The sequence below is a fragment of the Comamonas sediminis genome (genome assembly GCF_041107495.1).
GTDB classification, from domain to species: Bacteria; Pseudomonadota; Gammaproteobacteria; order Burkholderiales; family Burkholderiaceae_C; genus Comamonas; species Comamonas sediminis.
Genome location: NZ_JBGBDC010000012.1, coordinates 80,960 through 107,659, shown reverse-complemented (window position 1 = coordinate 107,659; position 26,700 = coordinate 80,960). Strand labels below are relative to the sequence as shown.

At 63.9% G+C, this 26,700-nt stretch carries 25 protein-coding genes; 13 read left to right on the top strand and 12 right to left on the bottom strand.

What is annotated here, in order from left to right:
* Positions 1–258 precede the first annotated feature (258 nt).
* The 4 genes from AB7A72_RS22770 to AB7A72_RS22755 form a co-directional block, all read right to left on the bottom strand.
* Positions 259–1,269: an isoaspartyl peptidase/L-asparaginase family protein gene (locus AB7A72_RS22770; RefSeq protein ID WP_312460471.1), complete on the bottom strand. Its 1,011-nt coding sequence runs from the start codon at positions 1,267–1,269 to the stop codon at positions 259–261.
* A 52-nt stretch (positions 1,270–1,321) separates the two neighbouring features.
* Positions 1,322–2,203 carry an alpha/beta fold hydrolase gene (locus tag AB7A72_RS22765; protein ID WP_369461248.1) on the bottom strand — a complete coding sequence of 294 codons (882 nt, stop codon included), beginning with the start codon at positions 2,201–2,203 and terminating at the stop codon, positions 1,322–1,324.
* An 8-nt stretch (positions 2,204–2,211) separates the two neighbouring features.
* Complete coding sequence (gene aroQ / locus AB7A72_RS22760; protein ID WP_239808786.1) at positions 2,212–2,673, bottom strand: type II 3-dehydroquinate dehydratase; 462 nt, start codon at positions 2,671–2,673, stop codon at positions 2,212–2,214.
* Between the two features lie 156 nt (positions 2,674–2,829).
* A complete protein-coding gene (locus AB7A72_RS22755) occupies positions 2,830–3,177 on the bottom strand; it encodes a hypothetical protein (RefSeq protein WP_027010469.1) in 348 nt (115 codons plus the stop codon).
* A 207-nt stretch (positions 3,178–3,384) separates the two neighbouring features.
* On the opposite strand from AB7A72_RS22755, the gene AB7A72_RS22750 reads away from it, so the two are divergent.
* Positions 3,385–5,202, top strand: a complete 1,818-nt coding sequence (locus tag AB7A72_RS22750; RefSeq protein ID WP_369461247.1) for a glutamine--tRNA ligase/YqeY domain fusion protein — start codon at positions 3,385–3,387, stop codon at positions 5,200–5,202.
* A gap of 65 nt (positions 5,203–5,267) precedes the next feature.
* On the opposite strand, the gene AB7A72_RS22745 is transcribed toward AB7A72_RS22750, so the two are convergent.
* Entirely contained in the window at positions 5,268–6,914 is a 1,647-nt protein-coding gene (locus tag AB7A72_RS22745) for an acyl-CoA synthetase (protein WP_369461246.1), read from the bottom strand.
* 134 nt (positions 6,915–7,048) lie between these two features.
* Between AB7A72_RS22745 and dnaG the strand changes: the two genes are divergently transcribed.
* The 5 genes from dnaG to AB7A72_RS22720 all read left to right on the top strand — a co-directional run bounded on the left by dnaG (position 7,049) and on the right by AB7A72_RS22720 (position 13,937).
* Positions 7,049–9,112: a DNA primase gene (dnaG, locus tag AB7A72_RS22740; protein WP_369461245.1), complete on the top strand. Its 2,064-nt coding sequence runs from the start codon at positions 7,049–7,051 to the stop codon at positions 9,110–9,112.
* A 353-nt stretch (positions 9,113–9,465) separates the two neighbouring features.
* Positions 9,466–11,934, top strand: a complete 2,469-nt coding sequence (rpoD, locus tag AB7A72_RS22735; RefSeq protein ID WP_239808791.1) for an RNA polymerase sigma factor RpoD — start codon at positions 9,466–9,468, stop codon at positions 11,932–11,934.
* 116 nt (positions 11,935–12,050) lie between these two features.
* Positions 12,051–12,881 (top strand): formate dehydrogenase accessory sulfurtransferase FdhD, encoded by an 831-nt coding sequence (gene fdhD, locus AB7A72_RS22730; RefSeq protein WP_312836160.1) that lies wholly within the window; start codon positions 12,051–12,053, stop codon positions 12,879–12,881.
* Positions 12,882–13,166: 285 nt separating this feature from the next.
* Positions 13,167–13,472: a winged helix-turn-helix transcriptional regulator gene (locus tag AB7A72_RS22725; protein ID WP_027010615.1), complete on the top strand. Its 306-nt coding sequence runs from the start codon at positions 13,167–13,169 to the stop codon at positions 13,470–13,472.
* A gap of 111 nt (positions 13,473–13,583) precedes the next feature.
* Positions 13,584–13,937: an FKBP-type peptidyl-prolyl cis-trans isomerase gene (locus tag AB7A72_RS22720; RefSeq protein ID WP_133858562.1), complete on the top strand. Its 354-nt coding sequence runs from the start codon at positions 13,584–13,586 to the stop codon at positions 13,935–13,937.
* A 99-nt stretch (positions 13,938–14,036) separates the two neighbouring features.
* Here the strand turns inward: AB7A72_RS22720 and AB7A72_RS22715 are convergent, their stop codons facing one another.
* Positions 14,037–16,073 carry a VC_2705 family sodium/solute symporter gene (locus tag AB7A72_RS22715; protein ID WP_369461244.1) on the bottom strand — a complete coding sequence of 679 codons (2,037 nt, stop codon included), beginning with the start codon at positions 16,071–16,073 and terminating at the stop codon, positions 14,037–14,039.
* Positions 16,057–16,335 carry a hypothetical protein gene (locus AB7A72_RS22710; protein WP_239808794.1) on the bottom strand — a complete coding sequence of 93 codons (279 nt, stop codon included), beginning with the start codon at positions 16,333–16,335 and terminating at the stop codon, positions 16,057–16,059. The genes AB7A72_RS22715 and AB7A72_RS22710 overlap by 17 nt, the downstream gene beginning before the upstream one ends.
* 213 nt (positions 16,336–16,548) lie before the next feature.
* On the opposite strand from AB7A72_RS22710, the gene AB7A72_RS22705 reads away from it, so the two are divergent.
* From AB7A72_RS22705 to AB7A72_RS22690, 4 genes are all read left to right on the top strand, one after another.
* Entirely contained in the window at positions 16,549–17,760 is a 1,212-nt protein-coding gene (locus tag AB7A72_RS22705) for an ABC transporter substrate-binding protein (protein WP_312415237.1), read from the top strand.
* Between the two features lie 139 nt (positions 17,761–17,899).
* The gene (locus tag AB7A72_RS22700) at positions 17,900–18,835 is read left to right on the top strand and encodes a hypothetical protein (protein ID WP_369461243.1); all 936 of its coding nucleotides are present in this window, start codon (positions 17,900–17,902) and stop codon (positions 18,833–18,835) included.
* Positions 18,836–18,938: 103 nt separating this feature from the next.
* A complete protein-coding gene (locus AB7A72_RS22695; protein WP_239808797.1) occupies positions 18,939–19,499 on the top strand; it encodes a sigma-70 family RNA polymerase sigma factor in 561 nt (186 codons plus the stop codon).
* Complete coding sequence (locus tag AB7A72_RS22690) at positions 19,496–20,464, top strand: hypothetical protein (protein ID WP_369461242.1); 969 nt, start codon at positions 19,496–19,498, stop codon at positions 20,462–20,464. Before AB7A72_RS22695 ends, AB7A72_RS22690 begins: the two co-directional genes overlap by 4 nt.
* Before the next feature lie 100 nt (positions 20,465–20,564).
* Here the strand turns inward: AB7A72_RS22690 and AB7A72_RS22685 are convergent, their stop codons facing one another.
* The 5 genes from AB7A72_RS22685 to AB7A72_RS22665 all read right to left on the bottom strand — a co-directional run bounded on the left by AB7A72_RS22685 (position 20,565) and on the right by AB7A72_RS22665 (position 24,101).
* Positions 20,565–21,212, bottom strand: a complete 648-nt coding sequence (locus AB7A72_RS22685) for a LysE family translocator (RefSeq protein WP_312462925.1) — start codon at positions 21,210–21,212, stop codon at positions 20,565–20,567.
* Between the two features lie 217 nt (positions 21,213–21,429).
* Complete coding sequence (locus tag AB7A72_RS22680) at positions 21,430–22,287, bottom strand: siderophore-interacting protein (protein WP_369461241.1); 858 nt, start codon at positions 22,285–22,287, stop codon at positions 21,430–21,432.
* A 243-nt stretch (positions 22,288–22,530) separates the two neighbouring features.
* Entirely contained in the window at positions 22,531–23,136 is a 606-nt protein-coding gene (locus AB7A72_RS22675; protein ID WP_369461240.1) for a lipocalin family protein, read from the bottom strand.
* A 124-nt stretch (positions 23,137–23,260) separates the two neighbouring features.
* Positions 23,261–23,788: an MgtC/SapB family protein gene (locus AB7A72_RS22670; RefSeq protein WP_239808802.1), complete on the bottom strand. Its 528-nt coding sequence runs from the start codon at positions 23,786–23,788 to the stop codon at positions 23,261–23,263.
* Positions 23,789–23,891: 103 nt separating this feature from the next.
* Positions 23,892–24,101 carry a CsbD family protein gene (locus tag AB7A72_RS22665; protein WP_133859091.1) on the bottom strand — a complete coding sequence of 70 codons (210 nt, stop codon included), beginning with the start codon at positions 24,099–24,101 and terminating at the stop codon, positions 23,892–23,894.
* 278 nt (positions 24,102–24,379) lie between these two features.
* On the opposite strand from AB7A72_RS22665, the gene AB7A72_RS22660 reads away from it, so the two are divergent.
* From AB7A72_RS22660 to AB7A72_RS22650, 3 genes are all read left to right on the top strand, one after another.
* A complete protein-coding gene (locus tag AB7A72_RS22660; RefSeq protein WP_239808803.1) occupies positions 24,380–24,604 on the top strand; it encodes a hypothetical protein in 225 nt (74 codons plus the stop codon).
* Between the two features lie 204 nt (positions 24,605–24,808).
* Positions 24,809–25,105, top strand: coding sequence for a DNA-directed RNA polymerase subunit alpha C-terminal domain-containing protein (locus AB7A72_RS22655; RefSeq protein WP_239808804.1), 297 nt, complete (start codon positions 24,809–24,811; stop codon positions 25,103–25,105).
* A gap of 280 nt (positions 25,106–25,385) precedes the next feature.
* Complete coding sequence (locus AB7A72_RS22650) at positions 25,386–26,657, top strand: serine hydrolase domain-containing protein (RefSeq protein WP_369461265.1); 1,272 nt, start codon at positions 25,386–25,388, stop codon at positions 26,655–26,657.
* The last annotated feature ends 43 nt before the right edge of the window (positions 26,658–26,700 follow it).

Here is a 26,700-nt window from a genome sequence, read left to right as displayed (position 1 = left end):
CGGGTTGGGACAAATCCTTGAGAAAAATCCCCGTGATAGCAAGAACACTGGGGCTTACACATTCACCTGGGTGACAGTGCTAGCAATTGTAGAAAGCCGGGGATGGGGTTTGGATGCAAAACCTCCTATGGTTTTCACCTACGCAATATCCGCAGTAGTGCGCACCACTGCATTGCGTGGCTTGCCCGTTGCAGGCAAGCCACTTCACCGGGGCGGGGGTCGGGTATAGCTGCTGCCCCCTGGCTCAGCGATGCGCCATCAGGCCGGCGCCAACGCGTCGTTGGCATAAATGGCCACCAGCGCCTCGCCGTCGATGCCGATCTGCCCCCGGTACATACCTTCGGAGTTGAAGCACAGCGAGACCTCCCCGTCGGCGCCCACCGCAATCAGGCCGCCATCGCCACCCAGCGGGGGCAGCACGCGGTGGATGACCTCGGCCGTCGCCTCGGCCACCGACTCACCCAGCAGTTCGATGCGCGCCGCCACCGTGTGGGCGGCCGAGCCCCGGATGAAGGCCTCGCCCACGCCCGTGCAGGAGACGGCCACGACGCCATGCTTGGCATAGGTGCCCGCGCCCACCACGGGCGAGTCGCCGACACGGCCGGGCTTCTTGTTGGTCAGACCGCCGGTCGAGGTGGCAGCGGCCAGTTGGCCCTGCACATCCAGCACCACCGCGCCGACGGTGCCCATCTTCTTGCGCTCATCCAGCGGCGCGGCCTGGGTCTGGCTTTGGGCGGTGTGGTCCAGCGCCACCTGCTCGCGGCCCGATGCCAGCGCCGCCGCCTGCACGGTACGCAACTGGGTCAGGCGCTGCTCGGTCGAGAACCAGTCGCGCGCCACCATCTCGCAGCCCTGGGCCTGGGCAAAGCGCTCGGCGGCCTCGCCAATCATGAACACTGGACCGCCCGCCTCCATCAACGCCAAGGCCGCACGCACCGGGTTGCGCACGGTGCTGACACCGGCCAGCGATCCGCAGGCCAGATCGCGCCCGCGCATCACACAGGCATCCATCTCATGCGTGGCATCGGCCGTGAACACGGCGCCGCGCCCGGCGTTGAACAGGGGGCATTCCTCGAGCAGGCGCACGGCCTCCACGGCCACTTCTTCGGCAGGCGCGCCTGCAGCCAGTTTTTGCTGCGCGCCTTGCAGCACATCGCGCAAGGCGTCGCGGTAGGCCTGCTGTTGCGCAGGGGTGATGGAGGCACGGGTGATGGTGCCGGCGCCGCCATGGATGGCGATCACGGGACGGAAGGTGGTGGAGGTCGTCATAGTTTTAGGGCCGGTCGCCTCTTGCGCTGCCAGCCGGTTCCAGGTGAATCAATCAGGAAGAAAGCAGCGGCAGCAGTGCCGCCATGAAAGCCTCGGGCTGCTCGTACTGCACCCAATGGCCGCTGTCCGGCAACCGCACAAAGGCCTGCAGATGGGGGGTGACCGCACGGTATTGGTGTTCCAGCGCGGGCATATAGCTTTTGTACAAGGCGTCATAAGCGCCATAGATCGCAGCGACCGGGCAGGCGATCTGCGGCAGCGACTGCGCCAGGATATCGGTGTTGGCCAGGCGCCGGCGCGGCAGGCGATCGCGCAGCACATTGTGCTGGTGCAAGGCCAGCGCCTGCTCGTCGATCTTCGCAGCATCCCAGAGCATCAGCGCGCCCAGGTTGTAGCGGTGCATCTCCAGCTGCTCGGCCGGGTCGCTCAGATGGCGCCAGCCTTTGAGGCTGAACTGCTTCTCCGGCACGACACCCATCGCCGGGGCACCGACCAGCACCAGGCGCTCGGCCGCCTGCGGGTAGGCGGCGGTCAGCATGGCCGCCGTCATGCCGCCAAACGAGAAACCCATCAACTGGCAAGGCAGCAGATCCAGCTGCGCCATGCCGGCATGCAAAGGCGCCAGCATCGCATCGGCATCGGCGCCCAGCGCTGGCGGGTCGGAATCGCCAAAACCCGGCAGATCGGGCAGCCAGAGCTCGTAGCCTTGGGCGAGCAGCGCATCGATATTGCGGATCCAGTGGGTCCAGCTGCCGCTGCCGCCATGCAGCATCACCAGGGGCAGCCTGCCAGGGCGGCGCCCGCCCCAGGTATGCCAGACCAGGGTTCGGCCTTCAAAAATCGTGGTGTGCCGTATGGCCTGGGCCAGCAAACGCTGGTACAGCGCCGGCAAGGGCAGCAAGCCCGCCGCGCCGGTGTCTGGAACATCCGACATCGCAACCTTCAGGCCGCAGGCGACAGCAGCACCTGCGCTACCGCATCGATCGCAATGCTGTAGCCCTGCACGCCCAGGCCACAGATGACTGCCTTGGCGACGGGGGCGATATAGGAATGGTGGCGGAAGGACTCGCGGGCATGCACATTGCTGATGTGCAGTTCGATCACCGGCAGCGCCGCCCCCTTGATCGCATCCATCAGGGCCACGCTGGTGTGGGTATAGGCGGCGGCATTGAGCACCACGCCGGCCAGTTGGCCCTCGCGCTGCAGCTGGCCCGCCTCGTGCAGCCAGTCGATCAGCGCGCCCTCATGGTTGCTCTGGTGAAAACGCAAGGCCAGCTGGTTGCGCGCGGCCGCCTGGGCGCAGAGCTGCTCGACGTCGGCCAAGGTGTGGGCACCATAGATGGCGGGCTCGCGCAGACCCAGCAGGTTCAGGTTCGGGCCGTTCAGTACAAAAACAGTTTTCATCTCAGCTTCCACAACGGACAACAGCTGTGGATTATCCGAGCATTCCAACCGTTGCTGCATCAGCCAAGCGACAGCCGAGCGGCTGGCGCGCTGCCAGGCGCCCATAAAAAAGCCCTGGCGGGCCAGGGCGTGGGCTGCTTGGACAGGGCGGCTGCCTCAATAGCGGTAGTAATCGCGGTCGTGGCGATGGTGGCGGTAGTAGCGGCCGGGAGGTGGGCCGTAATACACGGGCGCCGGGCGGTAGACCGGTGCGGGGCGGTAGACCACAGCGGGAGGTGGAGGTGCCACATAGACCGGCTGGGGCGCATACACAGGGGGCGGTGCCACATACACCGGCTGCGGTGCATACACCGGCGCAGGAGCGACATACACCGGGGCTGGCACATTGATACCCACCGACCAGGACACCCGGCTGGCATGGGCGCCAGCGCTCATCAGCGCCAAGCCAGTCAGCACAGCGGCAGCGGCCCAGCGAGAGCCTTGTTTCAGCATCGAGTTGCGCATATTGATCTCCTTGCGAGAATCCCTGAAAAATGTCATTGAACTTTCAACGCGGCAAGCAGGCAGAAAGATACCAAACGCTCTGCAAATTATGGTTTCAAGACCAGCTATCCTGTTGCAAAGCGTAAATGACATGCCTGATGCAGTGTCAGAGCCCCATAAACCGCAATCCGTTCCAGCCATCAGGGTACTCCCTTAGAATACACCTCTATGAATGCACCTGCCCCGAGCGCTTCGCACAACGGTAGTGACGAAGTGGTCAAACCCACCAATTTCCTGCGACAAATCATCGAGGCCGACCTCGACAAAGGCAGCTATGCCCAGCGCCACTGGGGTGGCTCGCCTGGCGATGCCCAGCACCACCAGCAAGGCCCCGTCGACCAGGCCAAGATCCGCACCCGCTTCCCGCCCGAGCCCAACGGCTACCTGCATGTGGGCCATGCCAAGGCCATTTGCCTGAACTTTGGTCTCGCGCGCGACTTCGGCGGCGTCTGCCACCTGCGCTTTGACGACACCAATCCGGAAAAGGAAGACCAGGAGTATGTGGACGGCATCATCGATGCCGTGCGCTGGCTGGGCTTTGACTGGAAGGACCCGAGCGGCGAGCAGAATCTGTACTACGCCAGCAACTACTTCGACTTCATGCACCGCTGCGCGGTCTACCTGATCGAGCAGGGACTGGCCTATGTGGACGAGCAGTCTGCCGAAGAGATGAAGGCCAACCGGGGCGACTTCACGCGCCCGGGCGTCAACAGCCCGTTCCGCGACCGCAGCGTGGCCGAGAACCTGCAGCGCTTTGCCGACATGAAGGAGGGCAAGCTGCCCGATGGCGCTGCCGTGCTGCGCGCCAAGATCGACATGACGGCGCCCAACATCAACCTGCGCGATCCTGCGATCTACCGGGTGCGCCATGCCGAGCACCACAACACCGGCAACCAATGGTGCATCTACCCGATGTACACCTTTGCGCACCCGATCGAGGATGCCTACGAGCACATCACCCATTCGATCTGCACGTTGGAGTTCGAGGACCAGCGCCCCTTCTATGACTGGTTGCTGGACCACCTGCGTGCCGGTGGCCTGATCGATGCGCCCCAGCCGCGCCAGTACGAGTTCTCGCGCCTGAACCTGACCTATGTGATCACCAGCAAGCGCAAGCTCAAGCACCTGGTGGACAACCAACTGGTCAGCGGCTGGGACGACCCACGCATGCCCACCGTCGTCGGCCTGCGCCGCCGTGGCTACACCCCCGCGTCCATCCGCAATTTCTGCGAGCGCATCGGTGTCACCAAGGACTACGCCTGGATCGACTACGCCACGTTGGACGGCTGCCTGCGCGAAGACCTGGAAAACCAGGCCCACCGCGCGATGGTGGTGCTGGACCCGGTCAAGCTGGAGCTGAGCAACTGGGCCGAGGTGTTCGGCAGTGCCGACCACCTGGAAGCCTGCAGCCTGCCCGCCCTGCCCCACCCGGCAGAAGGCCAGATCGCCCCCGAGCGCCACTTCACGCTGGGCCGCGAGGTCTGGATCGAGCGCGAAGACTTTGCCGAAGTGCCTCCCAAGGGCTACAAACGCCTGTTCCCCGGTAACAAGGTACGCCTCAAGGGCGGCTATGTGATCGAGTGCACGGGCTGCGAGAAGGATGCCGATGGTGTGATCACCAAGGTGCTGGCCACCGTGGTGCCCGACACCAAGAGCGGCACGCCTGGTGCGGACAGCGTCAAGGTCAAGGCCGCCATCACCTGGGTGGGCGTGGCCGATGGCGTGCAAGCCGAAGTGCGGCTCTATGACCGCCTGTTCACCGATCCGCAGCCCGATGCCGGCGGCAAGGACTTCCTGGCCCTGCTCAACCCCGAAAGCCTCAAGGTCGTGACCGCCTATGTCGAGCCATCGCTGAAGACGGCGCAGCCCGATGACAAGTTCCAGTTCGAGCGCTTTGGCTACTTTGTGGCCGACCGCCACGACCACCGCAGCGACAAGCCGGTGTTCAACAAGATCACCGGCCTGAAGGATTCCTGGGGCAAGTAAAGGTCAGCGCCCAGCGAGTCGATCCCAACCCGCCCAGCCTGCTGCGGCGGGTTTTTTCATGCGCATCAACGGTCTATCGCGTCCGCAGACCCCGCCTGCTTGCGCAGCTCGAACTTCTGGATCTTGCCGGTGCTGGTCTTGGGCAGCTCGCCAAACACCACTGCACGCGGAATCTTGAAGCCAGCCAGGTGCTTTTTGCAGTGGGCCACGATGTCCTCCGCGCTCACCTGCGCCCCTGGCTTGAGCTCGACAAAGGCGCAGGGCGTCTCGCCCCAGCGGGCATCGGGCTTGGCCACCACGGCCGCTGCAAGCACGGCGGGGTGGCGGTAGAGCACGTCCTCGACCTCGATCGACGAGATGTTCTCCCCGCCCGAGATGATGATGTCCTTGCTGCGGTCCTTGATCTTGATATAGCCATCCGGGTCCCGCACCGCCAGGTCACCGGTGTGGAACCAGCCACCGCGAAACGCCTCCTGCGTCGCCTCGGGATTTTTCAGGTAGCCCTTCATCGCGATATTGCCCCGCAGCATGATCTCGCCCATGGTCTGGCCGTCCCAGGGCACTGGCGCCAGGGTCTCCGGATCGCGCACCTGGGCATCGCGCTGCAGGTGGTAGCGCACGCCCTGGCGGGCATTGAGGCGGGCACGCTCGCCCACGTCCATGGTCTGCCAGTCGGCCTGCTGCGCGCAGACCATCACCGGGCCATAGACCTCGGTCAGCCCATAGACATGGGTCAGGTCAAAGCCCAGTTGCTCCATGCCCTCGATCATCGCTGCCGGCGGCGCAGCACCGGCCACCATGCATTTGACGCCGGCAGGCACGCCCTCCTTCAACGCCGCAGGCGCGTTGACCAGCAGGCTGTGCACAATCGGCGCGCCGCAGTAGTGGCTGACGCCATGCTGCTTGATCGCCGCAAAAATGGCCTGCGCATCGACCCGGCGCAAACAGACATTGACGCCGGCGCGCAGCGCCACCGTCCAGGGAAAGCACCAGCCGTTGCAGTGGAACATCGGTAAGGTCCACAGGTACACCGCGAACTTGGGCATGTCCCATTCCAGCACGTTGCTGATGGCATTCACGGCCGCGCCCCGGTGGTGGTACACAACGCCCTTGGGGTTGCCGGTGGTGCCGCTGGTGTAGTTCAGCGCAATCGCATCCCATTCATCGCCAGGCAGCTGCCAGTCAAAACCGGCATCGCCCTGGGCCAGCAAGGCCTCGTAGCTCAGGCTGCCCAGCCGCTCGCTGGCCTCGCCGTAGAGCGCGTCTTCCACATCCACCAGCAGGATGGGCGTCTGCGATTGGCGCAGCGCCAAGGCCTTGGCCACGACGCTGGCGTATTCCGGGTCCACGATCAGCGCCTTGGCCTCGCCATGGTCCAGCATGAAGGCAATGGTCTGTGGATCGAGCCGGGTGTTGAGCGTATTGAGTACCGCGCCCGCCATCGGCACGCCAAAATGCGCCTCCACCATCGGCGGGGTGTTGGGCAGCATCACCGCCACCGTGTCGTTCTTGCCAATGCCATGCTGCTGCAAGGCGCTGGCCAGTTGCCGGCAGCGCGCATAGGTCTGCGCCCAGGTCTGGCGCAGTTCGCCGTGGATGATGGCCAGCCGCTCCGGGTAGACCTCGGCGGTGCGGGCGATAAAGCCCAGCGGTGTCATCGGCGTATGGTTGGCCCCATTGCGGGCGAGCCCGGTGTCAAAAATGCTGCTCATGGCGGTTGGTCTCCTGGGCAGCACTGTGCCACAGGCTGCTGACGCGAAGATTGCGCGCTGTCACGCTTTCGATAGCCGGCAATGGCCACCGACCACGGGCGGATTGGGGTGGCGGCGCGGCAGCGCAGCCCGGCATGCGCGACAATAGCCGGGTGTCCATTCCCCAGTCATTTATCCAGGAGCTGCTGTCCCGCGTCGACGTGGTCGACGTGGTCGGCCGCTATGTGCAGCTGAAAAAAGGCGGCGCCAACCTCATGGGGCTGTGCCCCTTCCATGGCGAGAAATCGCCCTCCTTCAGCGTCAGCCCCTCCAAGCAGTTCTACCACTGCTTTGGCTGCGGCAAAAACGGCAATGCCATTGGTTTTCTGATGGACCATACCGGCATGGGCTTTCGCGAAGCGGTGACCGACCTGGCCCAGAGCGTGGGCCTGCCAGTGCCCGAGGACGATGTATCGCCCCAGCAGCGCGAGCGCGCCGCGCAGGCGCGCGAAAAACAGGCCTCGCTCACCGATCTGCTCGAAAAAGCCGGAGACGCCTACCGCAAGCAGCTGTCGCAATCGCCCAAGGCCATTGCCTACCTCAAGGGCCGGGGCGTCAGCGGCATCACCGCCAAGCGCTTTGGCCTGGGCTATGCGCCCGAGGGCTGGCGCAGCCTGGCCAGCATCTTCCCTGCCTATGACGATGCCAAGCTGGTCGAATGCGGCCTGGTGATCGAATCGGACGACGGCGAAGGCAAACGCTACGACCGATTTCGGGACCGGGTGATGTTCCCCATCCGCAACGTCAAGGGCGAGTGCATCGGCTTTGGCGGCCGGGTGTTTGGCGATGAAAAACCCAAATACCTGAACTCGCCCGAAACCCCGGTCTTTCACAAGGGGCGCGAACTCTATGGGCTGTTCGAGGCCCGCACGGCCATTCGCGAGCATGGCTATGTGCTGGTGACCGAAGGCTACATGGATGTGGTGGCGCTGGCCCAACTGGGCTTTCCGAATGCGGTCGCCACCTTGGGCACCGCCTGCACGCCTGACCATGTGCACAAGCTGTTCCGCTTTACCGATACCGTGGTCTTCAGCTTTGACGGCGATGCCGCCGGCCGCCGCGCCGCGCGCAAGGCACTGGACGGCGCACTGCCCTATGCCAGCGACACGCGCAGCATCAAGTTTCTGTTTCTACCGGCCGAGCACGACCCGGACAGCTTTGTGCGCGAGTACGGCGCGGACGCCTTTGCCCGCCATGTGCATGACGCCACGCCGCTGTCACGCTTCTTGCTCGAAGTGGCCAGCGAAATGTGTGACCTGGGCCAGGCCGAAGGCCGCGCGCGCATGTCCAGCAACGCGCGCCCGCTGTGGAACCTGCTGCCCGATGGCGCGCTCAAGCGCCAATTGCTGGGCGAGATAGCCGACAAGGCCCAGCTGCCCGCTGCCGAGCTGGAAAATCTGTGGCAAAAGACTACCGCACAAGAGCTGGCACGCCAAAGCGGCGGCAGCCAGGCGGCCGCCAGCAGCGGCCCGCGCCATGCCTCCGCCTGGGATGCCCCGCAGACGGGTGCCGAAAGCATGCCTGCCTATGGCGATGCGCCGCCCTGGGGCAGCGACACCACGATGGACCGCTACCCCGGCCAGCGCAACGAGCACTACGGAGAGCCACGCAGCCCCCATGGCGGCGGCAACGGCTACACCAAGCGCAGTGGCGAGTGGCGCCCCGGCCAGGGCGGCCGCAAAGGCGGTTGGCAGCCCCGGCCCGAACCACAGCCGCCAATGCCCAGCGTGGCGGTCACCCGCGAGGACCAGGCCGCCCGCCTGCTGCTGTCGCACATGGCGTTTCTGGAGAACTTCTCACCCGAAGACGCCGCCACCTTGGCCCAGCTGCCGAGTCCCCATGGCCCGCTCTTTGCCTGGGTGGAGCAGCAGTTTCTCGCCCATGGCGCCCAATCCTGGGCAGTACTGCGCGAGCATATGCGCGGTCACCCGGTCGAGGCCTTCGCAACGGAGCTGATGCAAGGCCAGCATGCGCAGATTGACGGCCCGCTCGACGAGATCCGCGCCGAGTTGCGCGACTCCCTCAGCCGCATCGTGCTGGACCAGCTCGAAGAGCAAAACCGCCATCTGGTCACCCAGGCTTCCGATCCGCAGGCGCTGCGCCGCTACCAGAGCAACTTCCACCGCATCGGCCTGCTCAAGCGCCAGGTCAACAAATAAGCCCCGGCCCTCCATCGCCGGGAAGGGCCTGCAAAAATATTTAGCCCGATGGCCGTACAGGCCCTTGACATTGGGCAAAAAGGTATAATATTTGACACATCGGCAAGAGCGACAGCAGCACCTCCGGACCGGGCCCGCATGAAGGATCATGCGATTTGCCACCAGCGCAAGTGCCCAAAATACCGCAAGGACTGCATTCCAAATGATCGCCCCCACATCTTGCCTTGAGGCTTAGCGCCTCGTGCAGCCGCGTTGTTCGCCGCACTTGTTGCGATTGACCGCTGCAGTTCCCATGCGCCGGTGATGGCGCTTGCCAGTTTTCTTTGTGTGTTCTCTTTGCTCTGAGGGTGTCCATGCCAGCTACAAAGTCCGCGAAGTCGTCCGTCAAGTCGTCTACCAACACCAGCGCGGCCAAAAGTGCCAAAGCTACAGCAGCCAGCCCTGCCGCCAAACCGGCGGCCAAGCGTGCTACTGCTGCAGCAGGCAAAACCGTAAAAGCCAGTGCTGCGCCCACCCCAGCCAAGGCAGCGACGAAGAAGGTTAGCTCCGTGTCCGAAAAACAACGCCTGTCCCAGGCCGAACTGCTCAAGGCAGCCGATGCCCTGCTCAACGCAGGTGCCCCCAAAAAGCGCGCCGCCAAGAAAAGCGAAGCCGCCGATGAAGAGACCCCGGTGAAGGCCAAGGCCGCCACCAAGACTGCAGCCAAGGCCAAGACGGCCAAGGCCGAAGACGACAAGCCCAAGGCGCCTCGCAAGACGGCTGCCGCCAAGACCAAGGCCAAAGCCAAGGACAAGGGCGATGAAGATATCGACGATACCGACTTCTCGGATATCGAAGAAGACATCGCCGGCGACAGCGAAGAGGTGGTAGAGGCCTCGACCTCCTCCCCTGATGCGCCGACCGAGAAGGTCAAGCCGCTGCGCATGAAGGTCTCCAAGGCCAAGGAACGCGCGTTGATGAAGGAGTTCGGCCTCGACGAAGCCGTGCTGACCGAAGAGGAAATGTCCACCCGCCGTCAGCGCCTGAAGGCCCTGATCAAGCTGGGCAAGACCCGCGGCTACCTGACCAATGCCGAAATCTCCGACCACCTGCCCGACAAGCTGGTCGATGCCGAGACGCTGGAAGTGGTGATCTCCATGTTGAACGACATGGGGGTGGCCGTCTACGAGCAGACGCCCGACGCAGAAACCCTGCTGCTGAACAACACCGGCCAGTCCGCGACCACCGAAGAAGAAGCCGAAGAAGAAGCCGAAGCGGCTTTGTCAACGGTGGATTCCGAGTTCGGCCGCACCACCGACCCGGTCCGCATGTACATGCGTGAAATGGGTACTGTCGAGCTGCTGACCCGCGAAGGCGAAATTGAAATCGCCAAGCGCATCGAAGGCGGCCTGCAGGACATGATGCTGGCCATCAGCGCATCGCCCGCGACCATTGCCGAGATTCTGGCGATGGGCGAAGAGATCCGCGAAGGCAAGGTCGTCATCTCCACCGTGGTGGACGGCTTCTCCGACGCCGACGAAAACGACGACTACGTCGCTGAAGAAGACTTCGACGAGTACGACGAGGAAGACGACGACGACGGCAAGGGCGGCTCCAAGGCGCTGACCAAGAAGCTCGAAGAGCTGAAGAACGAGGCGCTGTCGCGCTTTGCCAAGCTGCAGTCGCTGTTCGAGCAATTGCACGCCGCCTATGACAAGAGCGGCTACGGCTCGCCCCAGTACACCAAGGTGCAGGACCAGTTGTCGGCCGAGCTGATGACCATCCGCTTTACCGCCAAGACCATTGAAAAGCTCTGCGACATGCTGCGCGAGCAGGTCGACAGCGTGCGCCAGAAAGAGCGTGCACTGCGCAAAATTATTGTCGAGAAGTGCGGTCTGCCCCAAGAGAAGTTCATCCAGCTGTTCCCGGCCAATCTGCTCAACCTGCAATGGATCGAGAAGGAAGCGCAAGCGGGCAACAGCTGGAGCGCCATCATGGGCCGCAATATCCCGCCGGTGCAGGAGCTGCAGCAGAACCTGATCGACCTGCAAGCCCGCGTCGTCGTGCCGCTCGATGAGCTCAAGCTCATCAACAAGCGCATGAACGATGGTGAGCGCGCCTCGCGCAATGCCAAGAAGGAAATGATCGAGGCCAACTTGCGCCTGGTGATCTCGATTGCCAAGAAGTACACGAACCGTGGTCTGCAGTTCCTCGATCTGATCCAGGAAGGCAACATCGGCCTGATGAAGGCCGTGGACAAGTTCGAATACCGCCGCGGCTACAAGTTCTCGACCTATGCAACCTGGTGGATTCGCCAGGCGATCACGCGCTCCATTGCGGACCAGGCTCGTACCATCCGCATTCCGGTGCACATGATCGAGACCATCAACAAGATGAACCGCATCAGCCGCCAGCACTTGCAGGAGTTCGGCTTCGAGCCGGATGCCTCCATCCTGGCCGAGAAGATGGAGATCCCGGAAGACAAGATCCGCAAGATCATGAAGATCGCCAAAGAGCCGATCTCGATGGAAACGCCGATCGGTGACGATGACGACAGCCACCTGGGCGACTTCATCGAAGACAGCGCCAACACTGCGCCAGTCGATGCCGCGATGCAGGCCGGCCTGCGCGATGTGGTCAAGGACATCCTCGATGGCCTGACTCCCCGCGAAGCCAAGGTGCTGCGCATGCGCTTTGGTATTGAAATGTCCACCGACCACACGTTGGAAGAAGTGGGCAAGCAGTTTGATGTGACGCGCGAGCGCATCCGCCAGATCGAAGCGAAGGCGCTGCGCAAGCTCAAGCACCCCAGCCGCTCGGACAAGCTGCGCAGCTTCATCTGAACGTCCTCAAGACCGATCCGGTCTTGTCCGCAAACCCCGCCTCGGCGGGGTTTGCTTTTTTGCACGCCTGCCCACGGCCCGAACGCCGGCATTCGCTTTGCGTCACAATCAGCGCCATGTCTTCCGATCTGCCCCGCGCCGTCCAGCAACTGCCTGCCACCGTGATCACGCCTGAGGCCTCGGTCTCGCGCCTGGATGCGGTTGCGGCCGAAGTGCCGGTGGCCCTGGTGTTCAACGGCATCTCGCATGCGGTGATGATGTGCAGCCCCCAGGACCTGGAGGTGTTTGCACTGGGCTTTGCGCTGTCCGAAGGCATCATCGACCAGGTGGCCGACTGCTATGGCATCGAGGTGCAGCCGCTGGCGCCTTGCGGCACGGACCCGGAGGCACCGGGCATCAGCGTGGAGATGCAGATCGCCAGCCGCTGCTTTGTGCGCCTGAAGGAGCGGCGCCGCGCCCTCACCGGCCGCACCGGCTGCGGCATCTGCGGCATTGATTCGATGGACGCGCTGGACCTGGTGCCCGAGCCTCTGCCAGCGCTGGCGGATTGGGCCAGCCAGCTGGACCTGGCTGCGTTGCAGACGGCATTTTCTCAGCTGCCCGGGCTGCAGCTGCTCAACCAGCAGGCCGGCGCCGTTCATGCGGCTGGCTGGGCCACCCCCGATGGCCAATTGCAGGCCGCACTGGAGGATGTGGGCCGCCACAATGCGTTGGACAAGCTGCTGGGCCACATGGCGCAGCAGCAGATGCTGGCCCAACCCGGCTTTGTGGTGATGACCAGCCGTGCCAGCTATGAACTGGTGCGCAAATGCGCCCGCATGGGTCTGCCGGTGCTGGCCACCATCTCCGCCCCCACCAGCCTCGCCATCCAGGTAGCCAACCAGGCCGGCATGCGCCTGTTTGGCCTGTGCCGGGGTCCGCGCATGGTGCGCTACAGCGCCCATTGACCGGCTCGCGCCCCCTGTAGACCAGGGCACGGGCGCGGGCGTGCGAGAGGGCCACTTCTGCGCTGCAGCGCCTTCTGGGCGGCCTTTGCACACTCAAAAACCGTAGCAATTGAACAACACTTAGGATGCCGCCTAGGCCCATTCGACAGCTGCGCCTATACACCGCCGATGAAGAGCTATTAAACTTGTAGCAGATGTTGCCGCGACGCCGATCGCACCCTCTCAGTGGATTTGCATGCGAAGGCCTGGACCTCGCTCCTCAACACAGCGCAAGGAGACCCTTACATGAGCGCCAAGGAAAACACCGCCATCAACCAGCTCTTCGAGCGGTTGGAATGCCGCTACGCTTTGCGTGTGCTCTGGGCCTTGCGCGACGGGCATCCCCAGACCTTCCGCTTGCTGCAGGACAGTGTGGGCGGCATTACGCCCAACACGCTCAACACCCGCATCAAGGAGTTGCGCGAGGCCGGTTTCCTCGACCACAACAGCGATGGCTACACCGTCACCCCCTCCGGCCAGGACCTGCTCAAGCGCCTGTCCGATGTGCAGGCCTTTGCGACACGCTGGGTGGCAGCCCAGACCAAGAAGTAAATTCCCGCGCACCAAAGCCATTTTTGTCCTGCAGAGCCCGCCTTGTGCGGGCTCTGCGTTTGTGGGCGGGTATGATCGCAGCTGGTAGCAAAGCACTCACAAAGGAATCACATGACCACCGTCACCACCCCATCCGGCCTGCAGTACGAAGACACGGAAGTTGGCACCGGCGCCGAAGCGGCCAAGGGCAAGCAAGTCACCGTGCACTACACCGGCTGGCTCTACAACAATGGTGAGCAAGGCGCCAAGTTCGACTCCAGCAAGGACCGCAACGACCCCTTCGTGTTCCCGCTGGGCGCCGGCATGGTCATCAAGGGCTGGGACGAAGGCGTGCAAGGCATGAAGGTGGGCGGCAAGCGCACCCTGATCATCCCTGCGGAGCTGGGCTATGGTGCACGCGGCGCAGGCGGCGTGATTCCTCCAAACGCCACGCTCAAGTTCGACGTGGAACTTCTGAAGGTCTAAGACCCACATGCCTGCGGGCCTCTGAACCACCCCCATAAGAACTGCACATGGCGCCCAGCCTGTGCAGTTTTTTTCATGTCCGGGCCAGCCTGGCCTGCGCTATGGGGCCCGGGGCAAGGACTGCCGGGTGCAGCAGCTGACCGCCCAGGTCACGAAGATGCCCAGCGGCACACCAAACACCGCTGCCAATGTGGGCTGAATGCCCCACCACAGATGCGCAGAGGCCTGGGCGCCGGGCACCAGGCTGGTGATCGGCATGTTGACGACCATGTAGTACAGCGTAATTCCCAGCCCGGCCGCCATGCCGCACACGGCCCCGCGCCGCGTGGCACCGCGCCAGTACAGGCCCAGCAGCATGGCCGGCACAAAGGCGGCAGCGGCAATCGAGAATGAAGCGGACACCAGCACCAGAATGCCCGAGCTGCGCACCGACGCCACTGCGGCCGCAGCGAGCGCCACCATCAGCAATGTGAACTTGGACAGAATCACGCGCTGCTGCGGCGTGACCGACTTGCCGCGCTCGACCAGGTAGAGGTCACGCACCAGCGCGTTGCTGATGGTCAGCAGCAGGCCATCGGCGGTGGACAGCGCAGCGGCCAGCCCGCCGGCCGCCACCAGGCCCGAGACCACAAAGGGCAGGCCTCCCAACTCCGGCGTAGCCAGCATGATCAGGTCCGCACCAAGGTGGATTTCGCCCCATTGCACAATGCCATCGCCATTCGCATCCTCGATCGACAGCAAGGCGTTGTCCATCCGCGTCCACTGCGCGATCCAGGCCGGCAACGCATCGAAATGGCTACCGACCAGGCTTTGCATCACCTCCAGCTTGACCAGCGCAGCGAGCGCCGGCGCACTGGTGTAGAGCAGCACCACGAAGAATAAGGTCCAGACCACCGAGCTGCGCGCAGCCGCCGGACTGGGCAGGGTGTAGAAGCGGGTGAGCAGATGCGGCAGACCGGCCGTGCCCAGCATCAGGCAGAACATCAGCGCCATGAAGTTACGGCGCGACAGGCTCTCCTGCTCCTGCGCGCTTTGTTCGGTGCCCAGCATCGGCGCATAGGGCAAGGTGTGCTGCGGCATGCCGCCCAGCGGCTGGGCACGGGCATAGTTCTCGCGCATGGCTGCCGTCCACAGCTCACGGGCGCTGGCCACGTCCTGTGGCAAGGCGGCCAGCTCGCGTCCTGCGGCCAGCACCTGGCTCAGGTCCGCATTGCTGATGCGCAACTGCTGCACTTTCTCGTGCAGGCGCGTGCGCTCCGCCTCCAGCGCAGCGGGGATGTTGCGCAGCCGCGATTCATACAGCATGCCCTTTTGCAGATAGACCAGTTCCACATCGCGCTCGGCCGGGTCGCTCAGCAGCTGCTTTTCCAGGTCGGCGATCTTGCCCAGGTCCTGGGTGTAGGCCACGGCGGCGACCGGGTTGCCCAGGCGCTGGTAGGCCAGCCACGACACCGGGATCAGGAAGGCCAGCAGGAGCATCACGTACTGCGCGACCTGGGTCCAGGTGATGGCCCGCATGCCGCCCAGAAAGGAGCACACCAGCACACCGCCCAAGCCCAGCATGATGCCGATCTCGAACTGCACGCCGGTGAGCCGCGAGGCGATCAGGCCCACCGCATAGATCTGCGCCACCACATAGGAAAACGAGCACATCACCGCTGCCACCGCAGCAATCACGCGCGGCCAGCGCCCGCCATAGCGCAGTTGAAAGAAATCGGGCAAGGTGTAGAGATTGAGCGCCCGCAGCTGCGGCGCAATCAGCAGCGCCACCAATACAAAGCCGCCACTCCAGCCCAGCAGATAGGCCAGGCCCCCCGCTTGCTGGCTGGTGCCGGCAAAGCCCTGCAGGTACAGCGCGCCCGACAGCGACAAAAAGGAGGCCGCGCTCATCCAGTCGGCCGCCGTGGCCATGCCGTTGTAGACCGGCGGTATGCGGCGCCCGGCCACGTAGTACTCCTCCGAATCGGCCGTGCGCCCCCAGACGCCAATGGCCGCATACATCATCACCGGGACAAACAGGAACAGCGGACCAATCCACTGGCGCGACAGACCGGCGCGCTCGGCCCAGGCGACCAGGCCGATAAAGCAGCCCAGGCCCAGCAGGTACAGCACAAAGAACTTATGGTTTCGTGCCATGGTCATTGCGGGCAACCTGCACATCCTTCTCCGGGTGGCGGTGCATGTACAAGGCGTAGCCGCCAACCAGCAGCACATACAGCACCGGCAGCACCGATGCGCCGTACAGATAGGCCGTGCCATTGCCCCAGAGGGCATCGATCTCCGGCGCCCAGTACAGGCCGCCAAAAGTGCTGAGCACCAGCACCAGCAAGACCAGCAGCTTCATCGCGTTGAGCGGCATGGTCTCAAAGGGGGCGGGGTGGGTGTGCGAGGGATCCATCGGGGCCTTTCAAGCCGTATGACTGAGACAGCAGCAGGGCGCAGCCAGCATTCTTGCATTTTGTCGCAGATGGGACTGGTTTGCCCAGCGTCCTAGGGGAAGCACCGTAATGGGCTGCCGCAACGCTTTTGATAATTCCTGCGAAGGCCGGTGGCCACGCCGCAGCCAGGCCAGGACCCGCCGGTGACGACAACAACAGACAGGAGACAAGCAATGACCCTTCGCACATCCACCGCTGCTGCCAGCTTGCTGGCATGCGCCACCCTGGCCGTCCAGGCCGCCGGCATCTCCGATGACAAGGTCAAGATCGGTGTGCTCAGCGACATGTCGGGCCAGTACGCAGACTCGGGCGGCAAGGGCTCGGTAGAAGCGGCCAAGATGGCGGTCGAAGACTTTGGCGCCAAGGTGCTGGGCAAGCCGGTGGAAGTGGTGTTTGCCGACCACCAGAACAAGGCCGATATTGGCGGCACCAAGGCGCGCCAGTGGTGGGATGCCGAAGGGGTGGACATGATCGTCGACATCAACAACTCGGCCATTGCCGGTGCGGTGTTCACGATGGCCAAGGAGCGTGGCAAGGTCGCCATCAGCACGGGCGCGCTGTCCACCGGGCTGACCAATGAATTCTGTGGCCCGACATCGATCCACTACACGGTGGATTCGTACTCGCTGGGCAAGTCTGCGGTGCAGAGTATCCTGGCCCAGGGCAAGAAGGACTGGTACATCGTGGCCGTCGATTACGCCTATGGCAAGGTGACGGCCGCCACCGTCACCGACTTCGTCAAGGAAGGCGGCGGCAAGGTGCTGGGCACCGTCTACCACCCCTTCAATGCCAGCGATTTCTCGTCCTTCATGATGCAGGCCCAGGCCAGCAAGGCCCAGGTGATCGCACTGGCCAACGCCACGCAGGACACCGTCAACTCCATCAAGACGGCGCGCGAGTTCGGCATGACCAAGAACCTGACCTTTGTGCCCCAGCTCATCTACATCAACGATGCCCATGCGATGGGGCTGGAGCTGGGCCAGGGCCTGACCTTTGCGACCGCGTTCTATTGGGACCGTAACGATGCCTCGCGCGAGTGGTCCAAAAAATACCAGGCCCGCATGAAGAAAATGCCCTCGATGAACCAGGCCAGCGTCTACTCGGCCGTCACCCAGTATCTCAAGGCCATCGAGGCGGCTGGCACCGATGATGGCCTGGCGGTGACCAAGCAGCTCAAGACCATGAAGATCAACGACATGTTCTCGCAAAACGGCTATGTGCGCGAAGACGGCCGCATGGTGCATGACATGTTCCTGGTGCAGATGAAGACACCCAAGGAATCCAAGGGCCCCTGGGACTACTACAAGATCCTGGACACCATCCCGGGCGAGCAGGCTTTCCAGCCACTGTCCAAGAGCACCTGCTCGCTGGTGACGCAGAAGTAAGCGCGGCTTTCGGGCAGGCCCGCTGCAACGGCCTGTCCGCGAGGCTTACAAATAAATACGTTTGGGTGCAGCGCCATTTAACCCCTTGCGGGCGGATGGCGCGATTCAGGGCAGACCACCACTTCTGCAAAGCCCTGCCATGCACGCCCCCTCTGCCCCGGTTTCTGCGTTCTTCTCCACTCGCCCGCACCAGCGCCTCGGCATCAAAGCCCTGGCATCACTCACCCTGCTTGCTGGCAGCCTGGGGGGCGGCCTGCCCGCGCAGGCCAGCCAGCTGGCCGATGTGCAGATCATCGACCGCAGCAGTGGCCAACGCCTGCCTCTGTACTACCACCAAGGCGAGTACTGGGTGGCAGGCCAACCGGGCAGCAGCTATGCCGTCGATATCAAGAACCGCAGCCGAGGCCGCATCCTCGCAGTGCTCAGCATTGACGGCATCAACGCCATCAGCGGCCAGGCAGCGGCTGCCGTGCCCGACGATGGCTATGTGCTGGGCGGCCGCCAGCAATGGGCCATCTCCGGCTGGCGCAAGAGCGACCAGCAGGTCGCCGCCTTCTACTTCTCCCACAGCGACGATTCTTATGCCGCACGCACCGGCCGGCCCCGCGACATCGGCGTGATCGGGGTCGCGGTGTTCCGCGAGCGCGAACCCCAGCCCCAGCCACCCATCCTGCGCAACCGCGAGGCGCAAAAAAGCTCGGCACCGGCCGCCGAGGCCAGCAGCGCCGACAGCGCAGCGCCAGCGATGCCGCCACCGGCCAGCCCCGCCGCCTCCGCCGCGCCCAGTGCCCCGGTCGCTGCAGAATCCCGCCAGGCCACCGCACCCGCTGCCCCGGCACCGGTGGCGCCGCGCCTGGGCACCGGCCATGGTGCACTGGAGCGCTCTGTGACGCGGACCACCGAGTTCCACAGCGCCAGCAGCAGCCCGGCGCAAATCATCCGCATCCGCTATGACAGCCATGCCAACCTGGTGGCCCAGGGCATCATCCGCGCGCCGCAGCCCGCCGTGCAGCCGGCGCCCCGCCCTTTTCCGGCATCGCCCTCTGGCTATGTACCTGATCCGCCTGCCTACTGAAGGCCCGCCGCCGCAGCCAAAGCTGTGCTGCGGCGTGCGATTTTCTCCACATCGACCACCAGCGGGCGCAGGCTTTTGCATAATCTGCCGCATGCAAGCCGAGATGCCAGACGACCAAGCGCTGATGCTGGCCTACGCCAGCGGTCAGGTAGCGGCGTTCGAGCAGCTCTACCAGCGCCACAGCCAGCGCTTGTGGCGTTATTTTTTCCGCAATACCGGCAATGCCGCGCTGGCCGATGACCTGGCGCAGGAGACCTGGTTTGCCGTGGTCGATGGCGCCGCCCGCTACCAGCCGCAGGCACAGTTCACTACCTGGGCCTTCACCTTGGCCCACCACAAGCTGGTGGACCACTGGCGCCGCCACAAGGCCCACCGCAGCCTGGATGAAGAGGACAGCGAAGGCATGCGCCTGGCCGAGACCTTGTTTGCCAACTCCGGCTTTGATCCCGAGCGGCTGCAGGGCCGCAAGGACCTGGCGCGCGCGCTGCTCGACGCCCTGGCCCAGTTGCCCCCCGAACAGCGCGAGACATTTTTGCTGCAGGCCGAGGCCGATATGTCCTTGGCCGAGATCGCGGCGGCCACACAGGTGACCCAGGAAACGGCCAAAAGCCGCTTGCGCTATGCCCGCGCCAAACTGCGCCAGGCCATCGAGGTGACCGCATGAACGCCCCGCAAGATCCCAAGCGGCCCGATACGCTGGTCGACCTCTACCGTGAGGCCAGCGCGCAGGATGCCGGCCCCAGCGATGCCAGCACCGCGCGCATCCTGGCCCATGCGCGTGCGAAAGCAGCACAGAACCCCGCCGCTGCGCCTGGCGATCTGGACGGCGCCGGCCAACAAGGCCAGCACTTCGGTGGCGAGGCCGCCAACGACCGCCGCTGGTGGCTGCAGGCACTGGGCAGCCTGGCCGCCATTGGCCTGGTCAGCTGGCTGGCGCTGCAGCAGCTGCATGAACACGGCGCGCCGCAGCTGGAAGCCCCGCGGATGGACAGCGCGCCCAGCGCAGCATCGGCACCGCCTCCGCCACCTGGCGCGCCCCCGGCACATGCCGCCGCAGACAGCGCAGCGGCCCCCGGCAGCGCCAAGATGCGCAGCGAAGCTGCACCGATGGGCAAGGCAGCAAGCCCTGCCACCGGCGCGGCGCCCGCGCCTGCGCCCGCCTCTGCCGCTAACGCAGGCGCGGGCAGCGCCAACACCAGCCCCGCGCCTGCCCGCGCACCCGCGCCACAGGCAGAGCGCCGCACGCTCCCGGCACCTGCATCCACACCAGCGCCTGTTGCCCCGCCCCTGCCCGCACCTGCCGCAGCCGCTGTGGCACCCGCATACCCTGCGGCCCCACCCGCTGTCAGAAAGCAGGCAGCCGAAGCAAGTCGCGCAGCCGAGCGGCCAGCCCCCCCCATGGCCGCTGCACCGGCAGCCTCAGAAGCCAGCGCCCCACTTGCCGCGGCCCCCCCCCTGCCCTCATGCGGCCCCGATCTGGATGCCAAGGCGCTGGCCGAACAGCGCCGCCGCATCCAGGTCTATGACCAGGCCTTGGCCGCTGGCCTGCCCGTGCCTGTGCCGGCGCCGTTGTGCCGCCCAGCGCCCGCCCATGAGGCAGCGCCTGGACAGCCGGTTGACAGCCGCTGAGGCGCCGCCCAACGGCGCGTGTGCATAAAAAAACAGGCCTGCATAGGGCAGGCCTGTTGGCGTTGTACCAGCGAAGAGGCAGCGCAGGGTTGACGCCGCACTACGCCACCAGGTCGTAGAGCCCATAGCCAAAACCGGCAACACCGATGGCCAGCAGCAGGCAGGAGGCCACCAGCAAGATGCGCTTTTCGCGGGCGGGAGAAATCAAGCGGCGTACCAGCAGCGCAATCAGCCCGAGCATGCTGAAATCCAGCACCACCCAGATGACGGTGAGCACCGCCAGGCTGTGGTCAGGCGCAGGCAGCACGCCGATGAACTGCGGCAGAAACGAGGCAAAGAAAATGATGTCCTTGGGGTTGGAGACACCGAGGATAAAGCCCTGGCTGAAGCCGCCCTGCTTGCTGCCCGTGGCAGGTTCTGCAGACATGGCAGTGCCAGTTTGGGCATCCATCGCCCAGGCATCGCCGACCATGCCCCAGGCGATCCAGACGATGTAGAGGCAGCCCGCCAGGCGCACCAGCTTGAACGCGGATTCATCGATGACCAGCAAGCCCTTGATCAACAGCGCCGACAGGAAAATCAGCACCAGCGAGGCCAGGTTGGTGCCGCAAATGGTGGCAAACGCCCGGCGCATGCCACCCACCAGCCCGGCACGGGCCACCAGCAAGGTCACCGGGCCCGGGGTGACCAGCAAGGTAATGACCGACAGCGCGAACAGAAAAACCAGCGATAGATTGAGATCAGACATGGGCTGCGAACTGGGGAGATAGTGCGTGCCTGCGGCGCAGGCCAAAGCGAACGATTGTGCCGCCAAGCCCCGCGTCAATCAATGCACGGCAGCCGTGGTGAACGCTATTGCGACCGTCCCGACCGCGCCACGACCGCTGAAGCCCGGCGAAGCGGCACCACGCGCGCACCTGATAACCAGCAGGTGGCCCCTAGGCGTTCTGCGGCGTGCCGTGCGCCTACAGCGCGATGCCTAAGTCGTCCCAATCGGCCAGCTTGCCGCCGGCGGCGCAGAACTTTTGGTAGGCACTTTGGCGCTCGGCATCAATGTCGGTATTGCTCGCGCCGCGCTTCCAGTATCCGGCGATGGACACATCCGCCTTGTCCATGCCGAGCTCGGTTTGAAAATACTTGCGGATAGCGCGCATTTCATCGCGCTCGCCCGCACCCCAGATCAGATGCTGCGCAGGGGACTGCAACTGGCGCGCCTGCTGCAGCAACAGGTCGGTGCCATGCGCTGGCAGCCGCTGCAACTGCAGGCCAGGCACTGTCGGCAATTCCCCGATCCCATGCAGATCATCACTGGCGATCCAGCCTACGCCTTGAACCCCTGCGGGCCAGCGGCGCAGGATCGCATAGAGCGCAGGCAGTCCCGAGTCATCACAGAACAACGCCACCGGGCGTCCTTCGCCCCGGGGCAGCACGATATTGCCACGGGGGCCTGTCAGCCGCACTTGCTGGCCAATGGCCGCCTGTGCGGCCCAGCGCATCATCGGGCTGTCACCTCCATGCATCACCACATCGAACTCGGCGCAGCGCGTATGCGGCGCAAAGCTTCTGACGGTGTAGACACGCGAGATGGCAGGCCATTGCGGATCAGGATAGACCCGGAAGGCGACGTTCACGCCGTCCCACACCGGGTCGTTGCCGGCGTCACCCAGATGCATGCCGACCCGCAAGGTATGCGGTGACGGGCGCTTGAGCGAAATGATCGTGGCATCGAGCAGCTGCAGTCCGCGTTGGTGCTCGGTGTCACGGCGCACATCGGGGGCCGTTTGGCTGCTAGAGGGCTGGGAAGGGTGGGAAGCATGGGACATCGACATACAGACCGCGCAGGCCATCGATAGCGTGGAAAAGAGCTTGGCTGGCTGGCAGGCCCTTGAGGCCGACCGGTGGCTAGCAAAAACGACCTTGGAGACGCTGAGGTCCCGGGTCGCCCCACGATGAAACAGATGCCGAGAGCAGCGCCGTGGCTGCATCTCTCGATGGGCTGATGATAAATCAGTTGAGAATGAATATCATTTAATACCCATGCCACGCACGCAGCCTTTGTCCCGCTTTCAAGCCGCCTTGGAGCTTTCCACCATTTCCAGCGCGGCGCCATGCGGCACGCGCACCAGGCGGCTCGCATCGACGCCGTTGCTCACGGCAATCGCTACCAAACGCGTATAGGCAGCGTCATCGATGCTGGGCGTACGCGAGAGAATCCAGGCGTATTTCGCCCCGTCGCCCACCACCACCGCATGGCCTGCATCGTGATCGACGTAGACCACATGGTAGCCCGCATAAAAAGGACGAAAGAAAGAGACTTTCAACGAGCCAACTTCCGGCCCTGCCAGCAGCTTGGCGACCGCTGTTGCGGATTTCCACCGCCCGTTCGCCGGATTGAAGCCGCGATTGGTCACCTGCACCGTGCCGTCGCTTTGCAACACATAGTCGGCGGTGCAGGAGGTCAGACCCCTCTCAAACACATAGTCGATTCGGGCCAGCTCATACCAGTGGCCCATGTACTGCTCCGCATCAAAGTCCTGCACGGGGCGCACGTTCTGAGGCACCCGTACCCGCTGGCCGGCATACCACAGCGCCGAGACGGCGGCTGTCAACACCATGGCCAGCGGAAATGACGAGGTTTTGGCGGTGGCCGCCGCCCGAGGGGTACTGCGCATTGGGGCTCCTTTGAACAAAACCCTTTTGTACCGCGCATGCCGCGGCAGCGGCGTAGGCCCGGCCAATGCGAGGGTCTAGGTGGATTCTGACAATGCCGCGCCGGAAGCGGGACGCGGCCCGCCTTCACTCGGGCTGGCGCTGCTCCGCCGGAGAGCCATCCTTGCGCGGCACCACATTCTTGGGTAGCACCATCAACACGAACAGCGCAAACAAGGCGCAGAGAATGGCAGCTGCCTCCTCCCCTGCGCCCACAGCCATGCCGATCGCCGCAGTGAACCAGATCCCCGCAGCGGTCGTCAGGCCCTTCACATCCTCGGTGCTCTCCTTGGCCGGCTTCAGAATCGCACCGGCGCCCAGAAAGCCGACACCGGCCACCAGCCCCTGGATCACGCGGCTCGAATCCATAGGCGTCATGCCCATCAGCTGCGCCACCGCAAGGAAAGTGGCAGAACCCATCGCCACCAGCATATGGGTGCGCAAACCTGCGGCCTTGCCGCTGGCTTCTCGTTCATAGCCCAGCATGCCGCCCAGCAATGCGGCCAGCAACAACTTGAAAATAATGCGTGTGGCCTGGGCCAGATCCGTGAGGTCGGACAGTTCACCAGCCACGGTATTGACAATGGTCTGGAAAGCAGAGTCGGAAGAATTCATCGCACAAGCCTTGGTGCATAACGCAGCAAAGCGGCCATGCATTCAGGGCCGCTCGCCAGCACATTAAAAACCTCCCCGGTGTGAACCGGAGAGGCCGCCTTGATTACCAGCGGTAGTTGTTCTTGGTTTCCCAGTCCTTCACCTGCTGCTCGGCTGCATCCTTGGCAATGCCTTCGCGCTCCTGAATGCGCCCCACCAACTGTTCACGCTGGCCATCGACGACATCCAGATCATCATTGGTCAATTTGCCCCATTGCTCCTGCACCTTGCCTTTGAACTGCTTCCAGTTGCCCTTGATCGTGTCTTCGTTCATCAGTCACTCCTTGATGGTTTGAGGGTTAAAAGATTGGCGTGCAACCAGTGTCACACCATCACCAGTCCGGTATTGCAGTCGTGCAAGCTGCATGGCCGTAAGGGCTCTCCCACAGCCATCGCTGAACGGACGATTTGTGCCTAAGTCACGTCAGACCAAAGCTTTTTCTATGGGAATTCGATACCCAGTACATGCGCCGCAGCGCATACTGGCGGTGGCGACGAGGAGCGGCCTCGCATAGAACCGGCATTCCAGCGATATTCAAGGAGTTGAAAGCCATGACATATGCATCCAAACCCCTTCCGGCTCAGGCACTGAGCCAGGAAGAGATTCAAGCCCGTTATGAAAGGGACCGAATTTCCTATCCCGATGGTGTTCCCGACTCCCGTATTACCTGGATAGAAAGGCCAGAATACAAAGGCAATGAACTCAGCTACCGCGGCCAGAAGCCCAAAACCATCGTGACCCTGGGCAGTAGCGCGAGCCCCAGCACCCCATCCTGAGTGCCTCCAAGTGTGCAAGCAAGCATGGCCCTCCATGGGTGCTGGCAGATGCATCCATTTCTCTGTCCACCAGCCCTCTGCAGAGGGCTTTTTCATGCGCGCAGGGGCAGGCGCCGCATCTCGCACTGCGCCCCTGGGTTGTAAGCTTGTATTAGGACTCGGGTGCTAGCATCAAGGCTCGCAACACAACCCTGTCTCTATCTGATGTCTCCGCTGAACGATGCGCCATTTGCGCACGCCACCCCGCTTGCAGGAAAGCTCTCCAACCGCGCATTCAACGCCCTGGCCCGCCACAACATCACGACCGTGGAAGCAGTCATTGCGGCCTACCCCGAGCGGCTGCTCAAACTGGCCGGTTTTGGCCTGCAGTCGCTGCGAGAGGTCGAAGCAGTGTTCTTCCCCGGCCAGTGCTATCTGGCTGACCTCAAAGATGGCCAACGCCCCTCGAAGAAAATGCATATTGCAGCGCCTGCAGGATTAGGACTGGCTTCAACCGCCTGAATACAGGCTCAACCGCCACGCAAGACAAACCGGTACGCGCCGGTCCCCCCGCCCACCTTGGTGCGCTCCCGTACAGCGAGCGCCTCGATGCGAAGACCGTGCAAAACGCGATGATTCCCGTCACCCATCCACACTGTTTGCGGCAGATGAAGGCAGCATGCTTTTGGGCTCTATAAGATACGGCGAAGAGCATGCATGAATGGAGCTACAGATGGCAGTAACGCAGTGGTTGAAACGCGCACCGGGCCTGGGCGCAGCATCGCTTTTGCTGGTCTGCCATATGGCTGCAGCGCAAGCGGTGCCCGCATCTGCATACCCCGATGCCGCAGACAGCGATCCCGTCAAACTGGGCTGGATGGTCGGATCGCCGCCGCCTGCGAACCGCATTCTGCGGTTTGAAGACGGCTCCTATTTCCAATTTCCCGCGATGCGCTGGAGTGTGGCGCACTTTCGCGAGCTGATGCCGACGGTGAATGTTTCACGCGGCCTGCGGCCTGCCGCCCCATTGCCGAGGGCTTTGCGTGACGATATCGACGGCTTGGAATTCAAGCGCCTGGATACCGGAGAAACCATGCGTTGGCGTGACGCGCTGGCCGCCAACTACACCGACGGCATGGTCGTGCTGCACCAAGGCCGCATCGTTTACGAACGCTATGCCGGCGCGCTCCAGCCCGATGGCCAGCATGCAGCGATGTCGGTCACCAAGTCCTTTATCGGCACCTTGGCAGCGATGCTGGTCGCAGAAGGAAAGCTCGACCCTGAGCGCAAGGTGGCGGACTATGTGCCGGAACTCTCCGAATCAGCCTTTGGCAGCGCCACCGTGCGCCAGGTGATGGACATGACCACCGGCATCCGGTTCAGCGAAGACTATGCCGATCCCAACGCGGAGGTCTGGGCCCATGCGGCCGCAGGCAATCCCTTGCCCAAACCCAAAGACTTCAGCGGCCCCCGCAGCTATTACGAGTTTCTGCAGACCGTACAACCGCAAGGCCAGCACGGCGAGGCCTTTGGCTACCGCACCGCCAATACCGATGCACTCGGTTGGATCATCGCGCGGGTCAGCGGCCAATCCGTCGCGCAGCTCTTGTCCAGCCGGATCTGGAGCCGCCTGGGCGCCGAGCAGGATGCATATATGTCGGTAGACGCAACCGGCACCCCGTTTGCCGGCGGGGGCCTGAACACAGGCCTGCGAGACCTTGCGCGCTTTGGCGAAATGGTCCGCAACAAGGGCTTTTTCAACGGACAGCAGATCATTCCCGCTGCAGCCATCGCCGACATCCGCCAAGGCGGCAAGCCGGCCGATTTCGCCAAAGCCGGCTACACCCTCTTGCCCAGCTGGAGCTACCGCAATATGTGGTGGATCACGCACAACGACCACGGCGCCTTTGCCGCGCGCGGTGTGCATGGCCAGGCGCTCTATATCGATCCGAAAGCGGAAATGGTCATTGCCCGCTATGGCTCGCACCCGGTGGCTGGGAATGCGGCAAATGACCCAACCTCATTGCCGGCGTTTGAGGCGCTGGCGCGGTATTTGATGCGGGCTCGGCGCTGATGCAGGCCAGCGAAAACATCGCCAGCCAAGTGCCTACGCAGGT